The 20,042-nt window shown below is 46.0% G+C and carries 15 protein-coding genes, 4 tRNA genes and 1 rRNA gene; 9 read left to right on the top strand and 11 right to left on the bottom strand.

What is annotated here, in order from left to right; genetic code table 11:
• The first annotated feature begins 187 nt into the window (after positions 1–187).
• From KJS69_RS23275 to KJS69_RS23265, 3 genes are all read left to right on the top strand, one after another.
• Positions 188–264: transfer RNA gene (locus tag KJS69_RS23275), tRNA-Arg, on the top strand.
• A 17-nt stretch (positions 265–281) separates the two neighbouring features.
• Positions 282–358, top strand: a tRNA-Pro gene (locus KJS69_RS23270).
• A 104-nt stretch (positions 359–462) separates the two neighbouring features.
• Positions 463–1,371 carry an EamA family transporter gene (locus KJS69_RS23265; RefSeq protein ID WP_213586195.1) on the top strand — a complete coding sequence of 303 codons (909 nt, stop codon included), beginning with the start codon at positions 463–465 and terminating at the stop codon, positions 1,369–1,371.
• 76 nt (positions 1,372–1,447) lie between these two features.
• Here KJS69_RS23265 and KJS69_RS23260 read toward each other — a convergent pair.
• Together KJS69_RS23260 and KJS69_RS23255 are read right to left on the bottom strand one after the other, a co-directional pair.
• Positions 1,448–1,524, bottom strand: a tRNA-Asp gene (locus KJS69_RS23260).
• Between the two features lie 1,122 nt (positions 1,525–2,646).
• On the bottom strand, positions 2,647–5,139 hold the full coding sequence (locus KJS69_RS23255; RefSeq protein ID WP_213586194.1) for a tetratricopeptide repeat protein: 2,493 nt from the start codon (positions 5,137–5,139) through the stop codon (positions 2,647–2,649).
• A gap of 315 nt (positions 5,140–5,454) precedes the next feature.
• Between KJS69_RS23255 and KJS69_RS23250 the strand changes: the two genes are divergently transcribed.
• From KJS69_RS23250 to KJS69_RS23225, 6 genes are all read left to right on the top strand, one after another.
• Complete coding sequence (locus KJS69_RS23250) at positions 5,455–6,258, top strand: alpha/beta fold hydrolase (RefSeq protein ID WP_213586193.1); 804 nt, start codon at positions 5,455–5,457, stop codon at positions 6,256–6,258.
• 219 nt (positions 6,259–6,477) lie between these two features.
• The gene (locus KJS69_RS23245; RefSeq protein ID WP_213586192.1) at positions 6,478–7,356 is read left to right on the top strand and encodes an ABC transporter ATP-binding protein; all 879 of its coding nucleotides are present in this window, start codon (positions 6,478–6,480) and stop codon (positions 7,354–7,356) included.
• Positions 7,353–9,518, top strand: coding sequence for an ABC transporter permease (locus KJS69_RS23240; protein WP_213586191.1), 2,166 nt, complete (start codon positions 7,353–7,355; stop codon positions 9,516–9,518). The genes KJS69_RS23245 and KJS69_RS23240 overlap by 4 nt, the downstream gene beginning before the upstream one ends.
• A gap of 12 nt (positions 9,519–9,530) precedes the next feature.
• Positions 9,531–10,112: an RNA polymerase sigma factor gene (locus KJS69_RS23235; protein WP_213586190.1), complete on the top strand. Its 582-nt coding sequence runs from the start codon at positions 9,531–9,533 to the stop codon at positions 10,110–10,112.
• Entirely contained in the window at positions 10,105–10,920 is an 816-nt protein-coding gene (locus tag KJS69_RS23230; RefSeq protein ID WP_213586189.1) for a hypothetical protein, read from the top strand. The genes KJS69_RS23235 and KJS69_RS23230 overlap by 8 nt, the downstream gene beginning before the upstream one ends.
• Positions 10,917–11,774, top strand: coding sequence for an ATP-binding cassette domain-containing protein (locus tag KJS69_RS23225; RefSeq protein ID WP_213586188.1), 858 nt, complete (start codon positions 10,917–10,919; stop codon positions 11,772–11,774). The genes KJS69_RS23230 and KJS69_RS23225 overlap by 4 nt, the downstream gene beginning before the upstream one ends.
• Positions 11,775–11,781: 7 nt before the next feature.
• Here KJS69_RS23225 and KJS69_RS23220 read toward each other — a convergent pair whose 3' ends face one another.
• From KJS69_RS23220 to rrf, 9 genes are all read right to left on the bottom strand, one after another.
• Positions 11,782–13,260 carry a stalk domain-containing protein gene (locus tag KJS69_RS23220; RefSeq protein ID WP_213586187.1) on the bottom strand — a complete coding sequence of 493 codons (1,479 nt, stop codon included), beginning with the start codon at positions 13,258–13,260 and terminating at the stop codon, positions 11,782–11,784.
• 464 nt (positions 13,261–13,724) lie between these two features.
• Entirely contained in the window at positions 13,725–13,874 is a 150-nt protein-coding gene (locus tag KJS69_RS23215) for a small acid-soluble spore protein P (protein WP_213586186.1), read from the bottom strand.
• A gap of 12 nt (positions 13,875–13,886) precedes the next feature.
• Entirely contained in the window at positions 13,887–14,036 is a 150-nt protein-coding gene (locus KJS69_RS23210) for a hypothetical protein (RefSeq protein ID WP_213586185.1), read from the bottom strand.
• A gap of 13 nt (positions 14,037–14,049) precedes the next feature.
• The gene (locus tag KJS69_RS23205) at positions 14,050–14,397 is read right to left on the bottom strand and encodes a hypothetical protein (RefSeq protein ID WP_213586184.1); all 348 of its coding nucleotides are present in this window, start codon (positions 14,395–14,397) and stop codon (positions 14,050–14,052) included.
• Between the two features lie 138 nt (positions 14,398–14,535).
• A tRNA-Ser gene (locus KJS69_RS23200) sits at positions 14,536–14,625 on the bottom strand.
• Positions 14,626–14,706: 81 nt separating this feature from the next.
• Positions 14,707–15,987 (bottom strand): serine--tRNA ligase, encoded by a 1,281-nt coding sequence (gene serS / locus KJS69_RS23195; protein ID WP_213586183.1) that lies wholly within the window; start codon positions 15,985–15,987, stop codon positions 14,707–14,709.
• Positions 15,988–16,089: 102 nt separating this feature from the next.
• Complete coding sequence (locus KJS69_RS23190; RefSeq protein WP_249730680.1) at positions 16,090–17,385, bottom strand: D-alanyl-D-alanine carboxypeptidase family protein; 1,296 nt, start codon at positions 17,383–17,385, stop codon at positions 16,090–16,092.
• Positions 17,386–17,674: 289 nt separating this feature from the next.
• Entirely contained in the window at positions 17,675–19,135 is a 1,461-nt protein-coding gene (gene guaB / locus KJS69_RS23185) for an IMP dehydrogenase (protein WP_213586182.1), read from the bottom strand.
• Between the two features lie 785 nt (positions 19,136–19,920).
• Positions 19,921–20,037 (bottom strand): 5S ribosomal RNA (gene rrf / locus KJS69_RS23180).
• Between the last annotated feature and the right edge of the window lie 5 nt (positions 20,038–20,042).

The following is a 20,042-nucleotide window of genomic DNA, read 5'->3' as shown; positions in this document are numbered from 1 at the left end:
TCAATAGCCGCCGTCCGAACATGAATCGGACGGTTCTTTTATGATGCTATACTCTGTAATCCTTTCTGGAAGCTGAACAGCCAGTCGTTCCTTCTGCATCAAAACCGGGATAACCGGGAGCCCATATATTGCTACGCCGATCCTCTTCCCATGTCTGATTTTTTATGTTATAATCAATTTTGCTTATGCGCCCGTAGCTCAGCAGGATAGAGCAACAGTTTCCTAAACTGCAGGTCGGAGGTTCGAATCCTCTCGGGTGCGCCAGTGAGATAACAAGATATCGAGACGTGGCTCAGCTTGGTAGAGCGCTTGGTTCGGGACCAAGAGGTCGCAGGTTCAAATCCTGTCGTCTCGACCATTACATAAGCAGCAGGGGACCCTTTAGGGGTCCCTTTCTTGTGTGTTATTAACTGGCTATTTGCCATTTTACAATGAGAATTGTTACAAGGGATGCGAAATGAAATGCGGTATATTGTTTTGGTGCTTATGGGAGCGATCAGCTTTGGAGTTCTATCCACTATCGTTAAGCTTGCCTATAAATCCGGATTCACCGTTAATCAAGTGGTCGGCAGCCAGCTGCTTCTTGGAATGCTGACGCTGTGGGGAATATTTGCTTTTGTTAAAAGCAGAGCTAAAGGAAAAATGGCCTCCCGAATGACCATCAAGCAAATACTAGTCCTTATGACTGTCGGGACAACAACGGGGTTAACCGGTGTATTCTATTACGGAGCTTTACAATACATTCCTGCCTCTTTCGCCATCATTCTGCTTTTTCAGTTCACATGGATGGGATTATTAATCGAATCGTTGCTCAATCGGAAGTGGCCGGGAAAAGAAAAATGGATTGCCCTGTTCATTCTTTTATCCGGAACGCTCTTGGCGAGTGGAATTTTAGAACAGGGAATCGGTACCTTTACTTGGGCAGGGGTAGCTCTTGGATTGCTTGCCGCTCTATCCTATACCTTGTTCATCTTGTTCAGCGGGCGTGCTGTTCCTCATATTCATCCGGCGCAAAGAAGCGCAATTATGCTAACCGGTTCCTTTATTTTGATTAATATTATTTTTCCCCCAACCTTCTTGATCGATGGTTCTCTTGGGGAAGGACTCCTGCTCTTCGCAGTCCTTCTGGCTTTACTTGGCGCGGTCATTCCGCCGTTCTTATTCGCGACCGGAATTCCCCATATTGGAGGGTCTCTCGCTACTATTCTTAGCGCGGTAGAACTGCCCACCGCTGTGCTCGCTTCCAGTGTCGTTCTACATGAACAGGTATCCTGGATCCAATGGGTGGGGGTTATCATAATATTAGCGGGAATCGCATTACCGGAATGGATCGCTCATTCCAATAAAAAACGCGAGCTCAAAGCCAATTAAACGTCCGAGGGACGTTTTTTTTGACACATAAAAAAGAGCAGAGTTATATCTCTGCTCGTTCGTGATCAAGTTAGTATGGCGGAGCTGACGGGATTCGAACCCGCGGTCTCCTGCGTGACAGGCAGGCATGTTAGGCCTCTACACCACAGCTCCACATTATCTATTAAAGAAAGGCACAAGCAATATAATACCATCCCTAGCTGATAGATGCAAGCGTTTATTTTGTAGTTTATTTTGAAGCTTCGAAGACACTTTCCTTCGGAACGGAATGATCGCTTTCTTTAGCGCCGCTTATATAGTGAGAACCTCCTAAATCATTACTGTGTAAAGTTAAAAATGACGGGTAAGTTAATTAGTATCAATGCGAAGGCTCCAAGAGGATAACTATATTTTTTGGGAAGTTTGAAATTACTTTCAGATTTATACCATCCCGAAAATTGCAATTTATTTCTATATAGCAAAAACAATAAAAGGAGATTACCTAATCCGATAACCTGGAGCCAAGAATCCAGATCTTCTAATCCCAAGCCAAACCATCTATACCATGTCAAATGTTTCGATGTTCCACAATAACAGCGCCAATAACTACAAATGCAATAATGCGCAGCATTTCCAACAACGCCAACAATGTTTTCTTCACAGGTTCATCACCAAGATTCATTCCCATTATTCATACGTAACGCTTATTTAAGTTATAAGTCTATTACATTTGGGTTTACTACATGTTACCATATCCTACGTATATGATTAATTTCATTGATTCAACTATAACAATAGTTACAATTTAAGGTAGCGTCTAACTGTAGTTTGTGTAGGTAAATTGAAGTAAGTGGGCCAAATCGACTAGACTAGATGGAAAAACTACATTTAAAATGGCGTATTTTTGCCTAATATCCTTCTTTTTGCACAAAATAGATGGAGGTTTTCCACTTATTTTTCACTTTTTCCCCTTAAGGGGCAATTTAGCTGTATGAAATCCATTTCGTTGTCATATTATGCGACCATTTAGCCCATCTATGCTCATCTATGCCTCAGTGGGGACGAGGCGGGTTGTTTTGTTTGGCTATGTGATGAAGTCAAGGACGAACATGTACTATCTATCTATTGTTCACGATGGGCTACAAACTCAGTATGACTCGATTGGGCTATTTTCCTGCAGCAACTGCTCGAATTTGATCGATAATATCGTCATCAAAGTACGAAAGAAGATCAAACCTGACCCTCCCAGAGCCCCTGTAGCGTCAGGTTTCCAAGCCGCTCTTATTCCCGTTGGAATCAAGGGGCCTGTTGGACAAGAGCCTCGATTTGCTCTTGTTCTTCCGGGAATTGTCCAACGAATTTGTCGTATAATTCCGCATGCCCCTCTCCTTGCTTGTTCCTTGCTGCCAAATACAAGCGGGTCAATTCACGGTTGAGCGGCGCTTCCCACCGCCCGCCTTCGGCCAACGGCTGCAATACAGCGGATGCAGCTTCGTAGTCCTTGTGCAGGTAATGGATCTGCCCGATATATAGTGCCAGTCCCGGGGTCACTCCGAACGGCTCGTGCATTTGTCCTTCCGGCAGCTGCTCCAATTGCTTCATTTTGACAAGCACGGTTTCATATAATTTAACAGCATCGTTCCAGTATTTCTCTTGCAGCTGAACATCATTATTTTGCCCGGCACGGTTGCCCAGCTCAAAATTCAACTGGACGGCTCGATCATACCAGTTCGGGGAATTCTCAAACATGCTGAGCCCCCAAATATTGCTTTCTAAGCGGCTATAGGCTATGTCAAGAGCCTCCGGCAGTTGATTTTGACGAAGGTTATGGGAGTACTGTTCCTCGAACAGACTGCGGTTATAAGGCTCTTTTTTCTTTAATTGCTGCAGCAGCGTGTCCGCCTGTTCCAGATAGGCGGGGTCGTTGGTTTGTCCATACAATGCATTTAGCCCCTCTACTTTGGCCAGCACAAACTCAGGGTGATTAGGTCTAATCTTCAACGCCTTATCCAGTGAAATTAGTGCTTCCTGATATGGCCTCTCCCCCGCTTGGTCCACATAGGTATAGAACAATTGATTGGCTTGAAAATGAAAGATCGCCACGATTAGAACAACGAGGGAAGCTATCGACAGCACAGCCGGCACGGCCTTCCCCCAGGTTCGATCTGCGAGCCAGCCCCACACCTTATTCCCGTCCAACCGCAGGCCTGAAGTAACAGCCGAAGCCATCCCCCCCAAACAGAGGAAGACGAGCGCCGCAATATAACCATAGCTCATTTCAAAATCGAGGATGCTGTGGATCAAAATCGAAACAGCGACCATATAATACAGGATGGATTGATCCGGATTCGTCGTCTTATCGATAAATACGTTTTTAACATAATAAATAAACAGCAGCAGGAGCAGCCCGCCCAGAAACACAATGCCTACCAACCCGGTCTCATCGAGATATTCCAGAAAAAAACTATGGACCTGCCGAGGAAGATATGGAGCGCCCTGATAAGTAGTAAACAGCGCCTCCCAAGCCCCTCCCCCGCCGCCTAACAGCAGTCTGTCCGCAAATATTTTGAGCGAATCGCTGAACATCATCAACCGTTCAAGAACACTATGCTGTTGAAAATTTATGCTTTCTACACGCTGCTGAAGTGCCTGAGGGAGCAGATTGCCCAAAAAAGAACCTTGGGTAATGAGCAGGATGCCCAACGCTCCCAGAGACAGGATGCCGACGGGAAGAATCCAATTAGACCATTTCCAATCGTTAAACCGCGCCAGCTTTCGTTCCAGAATAGGTGTAATATATAATTGAAAGAGAACAATGATGGCGCTTACCCCGATCGTTAACGGCAGCAGAGTCAACCAGCCTTTCATCGAAAGCGGATCAAGGAGACTAACCGTATCTGCGAACCCCTTTTGCTCCAGGGATGTTCTAAGACGCTGGAGCATTTCCAGAGAAATGCCTCTGACCCGGTCCGTAATAAGGAAGGAAGCAGCAAATCCGATTGCTAAATATAAGAAAAAGCATATTTGCCGAACTACCGATAAAAAAGGCAGCAAAGCTAGTAAAATAATAGGAAGTACGACTATGCCACCCCTGGACAAAGTCAGCAAAAAGGAAATGATGAGCGGAACCAGCATTAGGGCATTGAGAGCAATAACATACCCTTTGCGCGACGATATCATAAAATGCAGGCAGCCTACAAGCAAGGCAATCAATAGGGCGGCATAAGCATTGGCATACTGGAAGACAGCGGTAAGCCTTAATCCCTGATCCTCCATTACTGCATGAGGGAAATAAGCGTTACCGAACATATTCATGAAGCAATAAATGACAATTATATAACCGGAAGCCATAATTCCAAACTGAATAACCCGGTTGCCGGATTTATTCCGTGCGAAATAAGCTCCCAAGCCAAACATCATCGCATACATGGCATTCAGCAAAAGAAGCTTTCCATTACTGTAAGGAGATACGGCAGTAATACCCGATAGTAAATAGGACAGAGGAATTCCCCAAGCTAACAGAGTCAGCACATCTCTTACCGTAGTTACCTTCCAGCGGAAAATCCAATAGAGCGAAATCAAGCAGTAAAACAAGGCGGTCCAGGCGACAGCCGAATAAATATCGCCTTCGTATTGAAGAGGGTAGCCATTAAACAACCCGGTCCGAAAAGGGGCAATAAATAAAAACAGTAGAATGAACCCTATACCTAACCAATAAATCATTTCGTTCGGTTCTGAAGTCTCTTTCAACATAGGTTGACGTCTAGGTTTGCTAAATTTTTTCCCCACTCGTCCTCTTTCTCCTTCTCTCTCTGCAGTGCATCACATGTCCACTCGCATTTATTTAATAAATTTATTTGATCTGTAAATGTTAGCTAATCGTTTCATAACCCATTAGTTGCTGTAATAATTCCTATATAATGATACGGATAAGCTTGGGAAAAGTTGCTATATTGCCAAAACTAGACACTAGGAGTAATTTTATTCCACTCCGCTAAACCTGCATGTAACACCTGCTAACATGCTATACTATACGAAATAAAGATGGATCGTTTTGTTCAAAATTCCGCAATAACCATTTTAATCGGAAAGGCTGGGATCCACATGCGTAAAGCTAAGTTGCGCACACAAGGGCAGGAAGTCGAGCTGGCCTACGAGGATGTAGGGCACGGACCTGCCGTCGCCCTGCTGCACGGTTTTTGCGGCAGCTCCCAATACTGGAAGCTTGTCGTTCCGGCATTGGCAAACAGCTACCGGCTGATCATTCCCGATCTTCGGGGACATGGACAATCCTCTATCCCCGAAGGCCCCTACCTTATGGAAACGATGGCCGAAGACATCGCAGAACTGCTGGAGGAGCTGTCGATTGGTCGAGCGGTTCTGTTCGGACATTCCATGGGGGGGTATGTAGCCGCTGCCTTCGCCGGCAAGCACCCGGACATCCTCGCTGGATGCGCCTTGATTCATTCCACCACGCTGCCCGATGATGAGCAGGGAAAACAGAAGAGAGATCAGAGTATAACAGCGATCCGGCATCATGGAATGGCCGCTTTCGCAGACGATTTGATTCCTAAGCTGTTTGCCCAATCGAATTTAACCACCAAGAGACAAGAAGTTGAAAGGGTGAAGGAAATCTGCCAAACCATGAAGCCGGACGGGGCGGTCCGATCCCTGCAAGGAATGAAAGAACGGACAGATCGAACGATGGTTTTGAAGAAGACTCAGGTGCCCGTCTTGCTCATAGCAGGCTCGGAGGATCAGGTTGTGACTCCTGATAAAACCTTTGCTGCAGAAGGAGAAGGAATTTCCAAATTTGTTCTCGAAGGAGCCGGTCATATGGGCATGTACGAGGCTCCGGACGAACTGGCGGATCGATTGAAATCGTTCCTTGACGAAATCTATTCCTAATGAGGCATGTATAGTAACGGGGCCAATCGAATGGGGGGTTGGTCCTTTTGCCGTTTAGCATTTATTATCGACAGGTTGCTTGAATTTCCATGGGCAGCTCGAGGGAATTGACATTTGAATAGCGGTTCGCCCATTTCAAACTTTTTAATTCAAGTAATCGTTGAAGGAATAGAATTGCAGATAATTCTACACTAGTGTTCGGGTTAAAGGATGAGAGCTTTGATTGAAATCCATAATCTATCTAAACAATTTAAGAAGGACGAATGGGCTATCCGCAAACTGGACTTGACTATTCCAACAGGGATGTTTGGTCTGCTCGGTCCTAATGGAGCCGGTAAAACAACGTTCATGCGCATTCTCGCCACGCTGCTGCATCCTACAACCGGAACTATCACCATGAACGGCCGCTCCTTATCCAATGCAGAGGAAGTCCGGCAAATAATCGGTTATTTGCCGCAATTTTTCGAGATCTACCCTCAGCTAACCGGCTATGAATTTCTGGATTACGCAGCCGTTATGAAAGGTATTCGCGATAAAGAACAGAGAAAATCACAAATTGTCGAAATATTGAAAACCGTTAATTTACAAAATAAAGCGAAGCATAAGGTTAAAACATACTCCGGAGGAATGAAGCAGCGTTTAGGAATTGCGCAGGCGCTGCTTGCTTCCCCCGAAGTATTAATTGTCGATGAGCCGACGGTAGGTCTTGATCCAGAAGAACGGATCCGGTTTCGCAATTTATTAGCTGAGTTCAGCATTAATCGAACCGTTCTTCTTTCCACTCATTTTGTAGCCGATATTGAGAGCAGCTGCGAGCGACTAGCCGTTATGAAGCAAGGAGAGCTTGCTTTCTCAGGCACCCAACAGCAGCTTCAGGCCTGTGCACAAGATAAGGTCTGGCAGGCAGAGCTCGCGGAGGAGGAATATTTGCAGCTGCTTAGAATGAAGAATATTCAACTCGTTCATTCCCGCCGTACAGCAGGAGGAATGGAGTGCAAATGGATTACCGATGAAGAACCCCCTTTCCGTCAGGCAGCGCCTATCCCTCCCTCCTTGGAGGATGGGTATTTGTCAGTGATCGGCGGTGAGGCTTCTTGAATCGATGGCTGCGCCAAATCAAGCTGGAGGCGAAGCAGCTAACCAGCCTGCCTCTGTCGCTTTTATTTTTACTTCCCTTGCTCTACGGATTATGGTTTGCTTACAATCTATCGGCTATCGCACCTCCGGCGTCGGAAAATCTGTATACTTTTGCTTACCAATTTCAAAAGGTACAGTTTGTCTTGTCCCTCGGGGTAGCCATAATGCTTGGCATTCTATTGATTCGCATCGATTATCACCGTCCCGGTTATTCCTGGATGAACAGCATGCCGATTTCGGCCTGGACGCGCATTACTGCCAAATTCACGGTTGGCTTCGTCTACTTAAGTTTATTTACTTTGGCCATGGCCATTGTATTTGTCTATTTCGGATTCAGCCGGGAGCTTCCTCCCATCGTCATTTGGGAGTATATGTGGCTGTTCGCTCTCCAGTATGAATGGTCTTATGCGATTACGCTGGCCCTATCCATGTTCTTGGGAGCTTTTATATCCAATCGGATCAGCTATTTGATCGGGTTCTGCGTTTGGTTGTTCGGGACCTTCTTTTTGGATCTGTTCATCATTAATCGTTACGCCCTCTATCCTCTTACCGCTTTCCACTTGAGTCAATTTCTTACTGATTCCATTCTGGAAAGCGAAGTATGGGGACATACATTAATAAACAACGAATTATGGCTGGCCAAAGGTTTTGTTCTAGCCTTCACCCTGCTGCTGTTAATCCTTGTCGTTACGTATCTTACTATGCTTCGGCCAACCGGACGCAAGAAGGTTTGGCTTGGAATGAGCACAGCTGCCATGATAGTCTCGATTCTCTGTTTTATTCCTTATGGACAGTTATGGGTGAACCGATATGATGAATACGCTGTGATTAAAAAAGATGCACTAACGTACGAGGAGCAGTTTCTAGGAGAGGAGCCATGGCAGTTTCATATTAATGATTACCGCCTATCGGTAACCCGACGGCCTAACAACGAGATAAGCGTCGAAGCTGTTTTAACGATCCCTAATTTTGTTAAGAATAGCTCAGGAAGTTCCCTTCCTTTAATGTTGAACCGGAAGATGGAGGTAACCGAGGCACGTTGGAACTCACAACCTGTCGAATGGAAGCGCAGCGGAGACCAGCTGATCCTGGAAGCCGCAGAACCGGACTACAGCCTGACCGCTCAAACATTGGAGCTCTCTTATAACGGCCCTTTATACGAATGGCTGCTGCTGTCCAACCGCCCATCCATCCCTGTTTTTCTATATGGCCAGCAAGCTTTTCTTCCGGCTTATTCCGCGTGGTATCCGCTGCCGGGCAATCCATACCGATATTATAAAGGGATGGATGGCAAACTATATTTGAATACAGATGCAGGCCTTCCTGGCAAAGCCTCCTTCCATGTGGAGTTTCTAGGTTTTGAGCAAAAGCTTCACGCCACCCTTCCCTCGGTCCATAGTGGCTTGGGAATGCAGCTGTTCGAGGCAGAACAAGCAGACGGGATAACCGCTCTTTCCGGAGGCTTCATAGAGGTGACCCTTCCCGGGGAAGCATTAAAAATCGTCACCACGCCTAGCAATAAATTAGAGGCGGAACGCTTTTTATATTATCTGTCCAAACATTTGAACTATTACCGTTCCTGGCTGGAAGACCCGCCTCGCCATCTGGAGCAGGTGCTGTACCTTTCTTTGATCAATCAAGGGTATAACGGAGGCAGCGCCAGATTAACCGGTAACAGCCTTATGTTAGCCGAAACCTTAACTCACAACTTGGACAATTATCAAATTGGAAAGACCGTCCATGCTTTTTTATTCGGTGATTTGTACACGAGCTTTGCTATGGAGTCCGAGGAAGACAAGCCCTACTCGATGGTCGGCCTGATTCGCAACGCTTTCTATTACCTCTATCTCCGGGAGGAAATGCAGTTGACGCATGAACAAATAGCCAAGGGAAGTACATTGGGAGTTTATCCTCTACTATCGCTAAATTCAGGAACGGATGTATACCAAATGATCGACCAAGCTATCGCCGATGGACAAATCGAGCGGGTCAAAAAATTGCTGAACCATTATTACAGCCAAGGATTAACGATTGACCTTGCCCCATCAGGTTCAGGAATTCCGATGATTACTGAGGAGGATTGGCTGGACAATTGGAAACGTGTAGTCGAGCTTAAAGAGTAAGGAGGGAAATCGATGACCGATGAACAATTGGTCCAAAGAATGGCGGATGGCGACCAGGCTGCTTTTGAAGCCCTTATCCATCGCTATCATGGACCGCTGCTTGGATACTTGGAACGACACCTGTACAAGCGGGAAAAAGCCGAGGATTTCGTCCAGGAGACGTTCTTGCGACTGATTCGCCAGCTAAAAAAAGGCCGGGTGCCGGAGCAAATCCGCCCATGGCTCTATCGAGTCGCTCTCAATCTATGCCGCGATTATTGGAAGAGCCTCACCTATCAGAGCGAAATTCAACAGGTTAACGATCCTCCGGAAAGACGGGATGAGGGACCTTCGATTGTGGAGATCTTCGAGAGGCAGGAGACGAGAAAAGAAATATTACTATCGCTGAACCAATTGGGCGATACTCAGAAGGAAATCATTATTCTTAGATTTTATCAGGATTTAAAACTGCATGAAATATCCGAGGTCATGGATCTGCCGCTATCCACTGTCAAAACCAACTTATATCAGGGATTAAAAAAACTGCGTTCCAGCTTATCCGACGAAAGTGTCAGTCCTACCCAAAAGAAGGAGGGGAAAAATACGTATGCGTGAAACGGAAATGAAAGAAATAGAAGCATTGGAAAAAGAGTTGACCGAACCGTTGTCCAGATATATGGTTAGTTCCCCCAAACCGGAGGATACCCGCTGTTTAATAGCAAACCTGCAGGAGGAATTCAATGAAATCAAGGAGGAGCACTCCTTCCCGACAATTCATCGAACAAGGCCATCCTTTTACAAATTATGCAAAAACCAGCTCCATGCCTATCATAAATCGTTTTGGGCGGTCAGTGTATTTGTGTTTGTATTGATTACTTTGTCGACAAGCGGCATGGTTTCCAATGAGCCCATCATGCCCAGAAATCTGTTTTCAACCGCCATCCCCCTGTTCTTGCTTATCGGTATGGCTTACATTTATCGCTCCTGGAATAAGGAAATGAGGACAATCGAGAACATCAACCCATTTCCCCCAGCTCTATTAATGCTTAGCCGATTGCTTATTGTTGTCGCTATTAACATTGTACTCGGACTGCTGGGAACACTCTATTTGCAATGGACCGTCCAATCGTTTGCTTTTTTAACCTTCATGCTTTCCTGGTTATCGGTCGTTCTCTTCGTCGGTGGCTTAATGGCTTATCTGACGTATCGCAAAGGGATTATGACCGGCTTTGTTGTCTCCTTGGCCGCGTTCGTTCTGTTCCATCTCTTTCAGGAGTGGCTGATTACTAAGGAATTGCTGGCGCTCAATCAATTAAAGAGCTACTATGGACTGTTCCTGATGGCGGGGATCGCCTGCTTCTTGTTGACCTATCGGCTGGACTCCTTCAAAGCTTGGTCTTCCCAGGGAAGCAAGACGGCATGATTCAGTTGGACCATATCGAATATCGTCATGCTTCCTTCCGTCTGCGAATCGACCAACTGCGGTTGTCCCGCGGCATCACTTTGCTGGTAGGCCCGAATGGGGCGGGCAAAACCACTCTGCTGAAGCTATTGGCCACCGCTCTTTCTCCCCACGAGGGGGAAATTCGGTATTTGAACAAAACGACTCGCGAGGCGCTTCCGCTTATTCGCAGCTGCATCGGTTTCCTGCCAACCGGACTGGAGCTTTATGAAGATATGACGCCTTATAAATTGTTGTCATATATGGCGGAATTGAAAGGGATCTCCTCCCGGGAAGAGATCGAGTCCTTGCTGGACCGATTCGGCTTCCAACCGCTTCGCAACAAGAAGATTAATGAGCTGTCTCAGGGACAGCATCAGCGGCTCGGTATTGCCCAAGCCTTCCTGGGAGACCCCTTATTTTTGCTATTGGATGAAGCCTTAAATTACTTAGATATTTATGAGAGAAAAAAAATCATCAACGAGCTGGCGAAAAGCTCCGAACGAAAAGCGATTCTTGTCTCTACCCATGAATTAAATGAATGGGAATTCGTCGCCGATGACATTCTCTGGATGGACGAGGGATTTGTCTGCTTCCACGGCTCTCCAGCCCGTTGGAAAATGAACCTGCCCTGGAGCGTATGGAGCGGTAAGATAGACCCTAATCAGCTTCATACGCTAAATCCACACCGGCTGTTGTCGCTTCGTATGGATGGGCAGCAAGCCTTTATCCGGATTATTGGGCCGAGACCTCCCGCGGAATCGTTTGAGGAGACCACACCCAATCTGGAGGACGCCTATTATATTCGGCGCTTAACTAAAGGGGAGGTCTATTAGGAAAAGGTTAGGGAACTGTAATCGAAGCTCTATAAAGCTCCTGATCCCATTCTACAGACGCGCCCAAAGTTTGAACTACAAACCTTAGAGGGATGTATATATGTCCCTCCAGAATGACAGGAGCTCTGTCTAAGATGATCGGCTCCTCATTGACATAGGCGGTTAACTGATCTGGATAAAGCTTCAGAGCTATCTCGTCCTTGCGGGCAGATAATGTGCGGGTTTCGTTATCCCACTCAAATTCGGCGTCCATTCTTTCAAAAATCCCACGGAAGGGAGCCATAGTAGTTTCCCCGTCAATAAAGCCCTGATATTCATGAACATATTGTCCGTTAACAAAAATTTGGACCTCTGGCTTGTCCAGCTTCTGAACGATCCATGCGTTGCTGAGCAGTCTTCCCGCGGGCCGGACCACCTTACCATCGGCATACAGAGCAGCGCTCGCTCCTCCATCCATATTCATCGCATCGGTTACCCCGAGCTCCAACAGAACGCCAGCCAGTTGGGGCATCGTTGCCGCCGATGTCGTACCCATAACCAGCTTGCCCTCTTGGTTTATTCCAACAAAGCTTCTGGCTGCGGCTGATTTCGTTATTTTAGGATCCGTGAATCCGTCGCGCTCTCCATCTACATCCACTTGACCAGCAGTCAGCAGCTTGGGACCGACGCCAATAGCTGACAACCATTCGGCAGCATTTGATCGCTTCTGCGTATCCACATTCAGAATTGTCGATTGGAGCTTAACCTTGTCCCCTACATGAAGGTTCGGCAATAAATAACGGATATTCCCTTCTGCCCGTCCGACGAAGATAACGAATCCGTCTTCGGGAATCTGTACTTCCTTCTCCGTAATTTCTGTTATGATTCCATTCTTGACTACGACCTTGCTGCCATTGGGGAAAGCTATACTTTTATGGCCAAAATCAGAGGTATACACGATGACTTGATCGATGGCTTCGATTCCGAAATATTTATTGACTCCCCACACAGTAAAAGTATAATCTTGGTTATCTTCCTGGATTCCGCCCTGAACAACATGAGCTCTTAGAGTCATGTCCCACTGCTCGATTACGGCTTCTTTATTCAAGTCGATTGCTAACGACTGGTTTTTCCCGGAATGGATGACTTGTCCGTCCGCGATCAGCAGTCCATTAGGATACCGAATTCCCGGGTCTTTCTCATAGGCATTAAAAAAAGTACCATTAACGGCAGCTACTGCTCCGTTGCGTTCGATCATAGCTTGAAAATCCTCTACCTGCCCAATCCCGCCTTGGGCAATAACCGGTTTGATTTTAAGAGCAGGGTCCTTAATATCGACTTCTATGTACTGGATTGTAAATACCTTTCCTCCATAGCTAATGTTCTTTTCCGAATATACGACGGAATGATCCGCTGCAGCCTGAACCGAGCACGTTAGAAAAAGACAACCGAACACCATCCATCCCATCATTCTCCATAAAAACCGATGCTTGTTATACCGCTTCATCCTTGAGCCTCATTTCGCTGACTTAGTGCAGGATAATATCATGACTACTTAATTCTCCAAACCAGAGAAATTCTCCTTTAAGTGAAAGTTCATAACGGGATTTTTTTTGAACAGTCTCTTTAAAAAACACAAAATCAGAGATCTCCGGGAGATCTCTGATTGGGACGGTGACGTTAACGTTTGGGATTATTCTAAGCTTTCTCGTCTAGTGACCTCTGGATAACATGTCTCCGACAATGTTGCGATGTGTTGGAGACACGGCTAACGTGTCTTTGGCACATCCCCTCCAGTCTCTATAACGGGCTTTAAAACAATCGTTCACTCGGTTGTTTCGCTGACAAGTTCAACGGAACCACACCTCTCTCGCCACCGTCAAGAATAGTGTGTGCACGATAGACATAATTATTCATACTTTATTATTGATACGGGAGCTTTTATCTAATCACAGATGACCGCCGTACCGTTTAACTGCCTTCTCCATGATTATGCCGGGAATGATTCCGGTTCTTTACTTTCTTTGACCCGGATAAAGGCTCGTTAAAAGTTTTATCATCCTTCTGCCTGCCTTGGTTCTCGTTCGGTGAAGGGACGGGAATTGCTTTTTCCTTAGCCATTTCTATTCTCCTTTATTCTTCATCATGATTTAAAGCATCTTGGTGTCGGCGATCATTCGTCTGCTGCTGAATCTGCTGCCGTTGGTGGCTATTGACCGCATCGGTTTCCAGCTTTTTAACCGTATTTTGCAGGTTTTTGTCTGTTTTTTTAGCTTTCGTCATCACAATGACCTCCTTACCTGTTAGTCATCTCATGCAAAGCCTGTGCACATTCGTGAATGTGCCTAACGTAGTCATCGACCAGCTGCTGAATCGTTTCGTTCCGTTCATCTATCGTCCGATTATCGATCTCTACATCGATGAGATCAACCTTGACTTCCCTGGAATCGACATAAGTACATTGGAAATCAAAAACATAACCGGTACGACCCGCCGTTGCAATCTCAATTCGAAGAGCTTGTCCATTAATCGCATCTCCTACAACGGTAGAGCGATCTCCTTCATTTAAAAGCGTAGGCAGAGTGTCCTGCCAAGCTTTAACTAAATCCTCCTGATTCACCGCTGGAACTTCCACTTTGCTCATGATGAACACCTCCATCTATAAAATGCCGTGGCAAACCATCTTTTATGCAAATGGCGTAACTTATCATGAGAAAAAATAAAGCTGCAAACCGAAAGAACGGCTTGCAGCTTCTATATTCATTGTTAATGGTTAATATGATGGCGGAGAGGGTGGGATTCGAACCCACGGAAGAGTCACCCCTTCGCTGGTTTTCAAGACCAGAGCCTTAAACCACTCGACCACCTCTCCGAGCGGACGATTCCTTATGGAATCCCCATCCCACAACGGGACAAAACCCATTGTATCACAAGTAGCAGACTTTTTTCAACGTTACTTTTTTCTAATCACGTCAATATTATTCATGTAGGGCCGGAGAACCTCCGGTATCACTACACTTCCATCTTCCTGCTGATAATTCTCCAGAATAGCCGCTACCGTTCTCCCTAAAGCCAGTCCCGAGCCGTTCAAGGTATGAACAAACTCCGGCTTGGCCTTGGCATCTCTGCGAAAACGGATATTAGACCGTCGAGCCTGGAAATCTTCAAAATTGCTGCACGATGAGATTTCGCGATACGCCTGGCTGTTAGGCAGCCATACTTCCAAATCATATGTTTTGGCAGCGGAGAATCCGAGATCACCCGTACACAAGGTCATCACCCTGTAGGGCAGCTTCAACAGCTGCAGCACCTTTTCTGCGTTCTGCGTTAATTTCTCCAACTCCTCGTAAGACGATTCCGGAGAAACCAGCTTAACTAATTCCACCTTGTTAAACTGATGCTGACGAATTAATCCCCTTGTATCTCTTCCCGCCGCTCCGGCTTCCGAACGGAAGCATGCACTATAGGCAGCAAAATATTTGGGCAGATCCTCGAGAGATAAAATTTCGTCCCGATGGTAATTCGTGACTGGCACTTCCGCCGTCGGAATCAAATAATACTCCGTTCCCGAGATCTCGTACACGTCTTCGGCAAACTTAGGAAGCTGGCCGGTTCCCGTCAAGCTTTCCTTGTTTACAATTAACGGAGGAAGCATCTCCTCATAGCCATGCTCACTGCTGTGTAAATCCATCATAAAGTTAGCCAGAGCGCGCTCCAGCCGGGCCCCCAGCCCTTTGTAAAAGACAAATCGCGAACCTGTCACTTTAGAAGCCGCCTCAAAATCGAGAATGCCCAAATCCTGCGCGATTTCCCAGTGAGGTTTAACTTCAAAAGATACCGTCTGCGGCTCTCCCCAAAGGCGAACTTCTACATTATCCTCTTCCGAGGAACCGACAGGCACCGTATCATCCGGTACGTTGGGAAGAGCTAGCAGAATCGCATTTAATTCTTCTTCGATTCCCCTAAGCTGCTCGTCCATCTGCTTGATCCGGTCCGACACTTCCCTCATCTCTATGATAAGGGATTCCGCATCCTCTTTAGCCCGTTTCTTGGCAGCTACTTCCTGAGAGACGGTGTTTCTTCTATTTTTTAGCTGCTCCACTTCTTGCAGAAGCTCACGCCGGGTCTTGTCCAATCCGGTAAATTGATTGATTTCATCCAGAGGGTTCCCTCTGTTAATCATCGCTTGTTGAGCCCGTTCAAAATCATGTCTAAGCAATTTTGCATCAAACAAAAGTAATTCCTCCCGTAAGGGATATTTTTTATCCTTTAATTCCACTAAACAAACATTTTACAGGATGGGTTTTAAATATACAACTGTATCAGCCAAAGTTGGTTAGAACAAGTTTTTAATGCTTATTCCCAAATTGACGAAAAAGTCTTTGATAGCTCTAAAAAACAGGCGCAGCCAGCTGCCTTTATCATTATCTTGAGCGGCAACGAGATCAACGGAAAATTCCTGATTGTCGTATTGTACTTTTAGAGTTCCCATTTTGTCGCCTTGTTTGATCGGAGCGACCAAATCTTTTTCCGATAACGGAGTCGCTTCTTTAACGATTTCTTCATCTTTGGTTCCTTTTTTCACCAGAATAGTCAGGTCGGATCCAGTAACGACAGGAACCTTCGTTTTGACTCCCTTTTTCATTTTCACATCTTGGAGTTCCTCCACTGCGCTGCCTGACTCATAGACTGTTTTTTTCTCGAAATTATTAAATCCATAATCGAGCAGCTTGCGGGTTTCCTCAAAACGCTTGGGCTCGGATTCCGCTCCCATAACGACACTGATCAATCTCATGCCATCTCTTTCCGCTGTACCTGTAAAGCAATAGCCCGCTTCATTCGTATGTCCTGTTTTTAACCCGTCCAATCCTTCATAAGCGTATTTGCTCAAGCTGACGGAATCTTTGCTCCATCCTTCCAGCATCCAATTCCAGTTGGTCATTTCGGTTGTATCCCGCTCTCTTAGCTTTCTGCGGGTTGTTTTGGAATATTCGAGTATTTCTTTGTGATCCTTAATAATATTATAGGCCAGCAACGCGGCATCTCTGGCACTCATCATTGTTTCTCCGGGGATATTCTTAGGGGCGAACGTTCCTATATCATCGCGGCCCAATCCAGTAGAATTAATGAAATGCGCCTTCTCCGAGAGTCCTAATTCTCTGGCTTTCTCATTCATCATGTTAGCAAAAGCTTCTTCATTTCCAGCAATATGTTCAGCCAGTGCCACGGAAGCATCATTGCCGGAATAAATAGACATGGAAGCAAACATATCTTTAACCGGTAATTTCTCCTGATAAGCAAGGAGTTGTCCCGATCCGATTACTTTAGAGGCATACTCGGTAGTTGTTACTATTTCATCCCAGCTAAGCTCACCATTGGAAATTTTCTCCATCACTATGTATTCTGTCATCATCTTGGCCATGCTCGCGGGAGGGAGATGCTCGTCCGCATTAAATTCAAAAATAACTTGTCCAGTTGCTGCATCCATTAAAATCGCTGACTTCACTTCTAAATTTAAAAAATTTTCATCGGCATAAGCTTGTTCCGGAACACCCGAAAGAATCGTCGCTATGCAGACCAGTGCGGCGAGTAACATACATAATCTCTTTTTTAACAATAAGCCGTACTTCACCTTTCACACTCCCATGGTTATAGTCCTCTTATTTTAACATAGAGCTTTGCGCAAACAAAAGGAAAAACAGGGCAGTTTCCCCACCCTGTTCCAATCGCTTTAATATTTATAGTGACCCGATTCCAACAAGCACATCAGATTCTCATGTTAGCCTGAATGGACACGTGTCTCCACTATACCACATATAGAATTTTAATGTTTTTGCTTCGTGAATCCCACTCAAATTCTATTTGGGCGATAAAAGCTTCCTCTTAAAGCGCTCGCTCATCCTCGAAGTCCCGATAGTTTTTTATAAGGAATAGTTGGGAGCCTCTTTAGTAATCTGGACATCGTGAGGATGGCTCTCCCGAAGCCCTGCTCCGCTGATACGAACAAATTGAGTATCGTTCTTAAGCTGCTCCAAGTTCTGGGTTCCACAATAACCCATTCCTTGAATCAAGCCGCCAATCATCTGGTGAATGGAATCCTTCAAAGGTCCTTTATAAGGAACTCGTCCTTCAATCCCTTCCGGAACCAGCTTGGATTCGTCCTCTTGGAAATAACGATCTTTACTTCCTTCCTTCATCGCCCCGATCGAACCCATGCCGCGGTAGACCTTAAACCGTCTTCCTTGATATATTTCCGATTCACCGGGACTTTCCTCTGTCCCCGCAAACAAGCTGCCGATCATCACGGCGTCCGCCCCGGCTGCCAATGCTTTGGTCACATCTCCGGAGTATTTAATGCCGCCGTCTGCAATAATCGGAACGTTGTACGGCTTGGCCGCTGTAGCACAATCATAGATGGCTGTAATTTGCGGGACACCGATTCCGGCAATAACCCGGGTCGTACAGATCGATCCGGGGCCAATCCCTACTTTTATGACAGAAGCGCCCGCCTCGATCAGATCTCTCGTACCGTCCCCGGTAGCAACGTTACCCGCGACAATAATCAGATCATGAAAATGTTTTCTCAATTCACGAACGGTGTTGCTTATATTAATATGGTGGCCATGAGCCGAGTCAACAACAATCATATCGACTCCAGCGTTTACAAGGGCCGTAGCGCGCTCCAGGGCGTCCTTGGAGGCTCCAATAGCTGCCCCAACCAATAGACGGCCTTGGCTGTCTTTAGCAGCGTTAGGGAACTGTATGGCCTTCTCAATGTCTTTAATCGTAATAAGCCCTTTAAGCTCGTTCGTCTCATCGACTAAAGGCAGCTTCTCTATTTTATGCTTTTGCAGAATATGCTCCGCTTGCTGCAGAGTAGTCCCGACAGGCGCGGTAACCAAGTTATCTTTAGTCATAACGTCTTTAATCAGAATGGAGTAATCGTGGACAAAGCGAAGATCCCGATTCGTTAAAATACCGACCAGCTTGTTATGGTCATCGACAATCGGTACTCCGGAGATCCGATACTTGCTCATCAATTCCTCAGCGTTATAAACACGATGCTCCGGTGTTAACGAGAACGGATTGGTGATGACCCCGCTCTCGGACCGTTTAACACGATCGACTTCTTCCGCTTGCTGAGCAATGCTCATGTTCTTATGAATGACTCCGATGCCCCCCTCTCGGGCTATAGCGATAGCTAATACCGCTTCCGTGACGGTATCCATCGCTGAGCTTAGCAAAGGAATATTCAGTTTAACCTGTCCTCCCAAATGCGTCGACACATCGACCTGTTTAGGTCCGAACACTTCTGAGCGCCGCGGAACGAGCAGCACGTCATCGAATGTCAATCCCTCTTTAGCAAATTTGGTTTCCCACACACCCTTGTCCCCCTTACCCTTCTTATAGAACGCTATGCGTATATTATTGAAATATTATCAGATGCTTATTTTTAATGTCAAGGATCGTTTGAATGATAGGGTTTTCATAGTAAATAGTTTCCAAAAGCTGAACTAAGCTTTACTTTTTTCCACCATAATCAAATGTCTCTGCCATCTATACTGTGTCTTTGGACACCCTATTACACGTTCGCTAATTGGTAAGTTATAGGTCTTTGGAAAAGAATTACCAGATTAAACAAATCAAATTCTGCAATCTAAAGATTAGGATGCTAAGGAAATAAGCAAGTGAAAAATTGGCTCAACCAAATAAAGTGCAATTGTACACCCCAATCTGCCAATTTAGCCATTTCTGAGATTAAGGTGTAATAATGCGCTCTATATTCCACGATTTTAAAAAAAACGATGGTTCCACCCATTTAGAGGGTACTTTTGCGTTTTAATCTCCATTTTCGGGAAAATTTGGGATTTAAGAGGCATTTTTGCACTTCAATCCTCCTCCATTTACTTAGAAGGCGATTGAGCGTCAAGCACTGATGGCAAGCTGGAGCCGAAAAATTACATAAAGAAAAAAGCCCCACCGGCATCCTAGCCGGCAAGGCTTATTCGCTTGGCCACGTCCTTCCGCACCGGTTGAGCCACTTCTCGAATCATTTCGAGGTTCGGCATCGGAATCCACTGCATGGGTCGAGCTAGCTCTTGACATTTCATCGATCAAAGATTCCGCATACTCTCCGATCGGAGAGATGACGTCTTCTTTGGTATCCGCTTGGCAACGTCCTACTCTCCCAGGACCCTGCGGTCCAAGTACCATCGGCGCTGGAGGGCTTAACGGTCGTGTTCGGGATGGGTACGCGTGGTGCCCCTCCGCCATCGTCACCAAACTTCG

The sequence above is a fragment of the Paenibacillus sp. J2TS4 genome, from assembly GCF_018403245.1.
In the GTDB taxonomy this organism is placed as follows: domain Bacteria; phylum Bacillota; class Bacilli; order Paenibacillales; family NBRC-103111; genus Paenibacillus_L.
Note: the sequence above shows the minus strand (reverse complement) of the source record. Positions and strands in the feature narration are given on the sequence as shown.

What these genes read in the sequence shown, in the direction of transcription:
- KJS69_RS23205 (WP_213586184.1), bottom strand. Translation starts at nt 14,397, where the DNA reads ATGAGCAAAGTGGAAGTTCCAGCGGTGAATCAGGAGGATTTAGTTAAA.
- KJS69_RS23250 (WP_213586193.1), top strand. Translation starts at nt 5,455, where the DNA reads ATGCGTAAAGCTAAGTTGCGCACACAAGGGCAGGAAGTCGAGCTGGCC.
- KJS69_RS23210 (WP_213586185.1), bottom strand. Translation starts at nt 14,036, where the DNA reads ATGACGAAAGCTAAAAAAACAGACAAAAACCTGCAAAATACGGTTAAA.
- KJS69_RS23230 (WP_213586189.1), top strand. Translation starts at nt 10,105, where the DNA reads ATGCGTGAAACGGAAATGAAAGAAATAGAAGCATTGGAAAAAGAGTTG.
- KJS69_RS23265 (WP_213586195.1), top strand. Translation starts at nt 463, where the DNA reads ATGCGGTATATTGTTTTGGTGCTTATGGGAGCGATCAGCTTTGGAGTT.
- KJS69_RS23225 (WP_213586188.1), top strand. Translation starts at nt 10,917, where the DNA reads ATGATTCAGTTGGACCATATCGAATATCGTCATGCTTCCTTCCGTCTG.
- KJS69_RS23235 (WP_213586190.1), top strand. Translation starts at nt 9,531, where the DNA reads ATGACCGATGAACAATTGGTCCAAAGAATGGCGGATGGCGACCAGGCT.
- KJS69_RS23220 (WP_213586187.1), bottom strand. Translation starts at nt 13,260, where the DNA reads ATGAAGCGGTATAACAAGCATCGGTTTTTATGGAGAATGATGGGATGG.
- KJS69_RS23215 (WP_213586186.1), bottom strand. Translation starts at nt 13,874, where the DNA reads ATGGCTAAGGAAAAAGCAATTCCCGTCCCTTCACCGAACGAGAACCAA.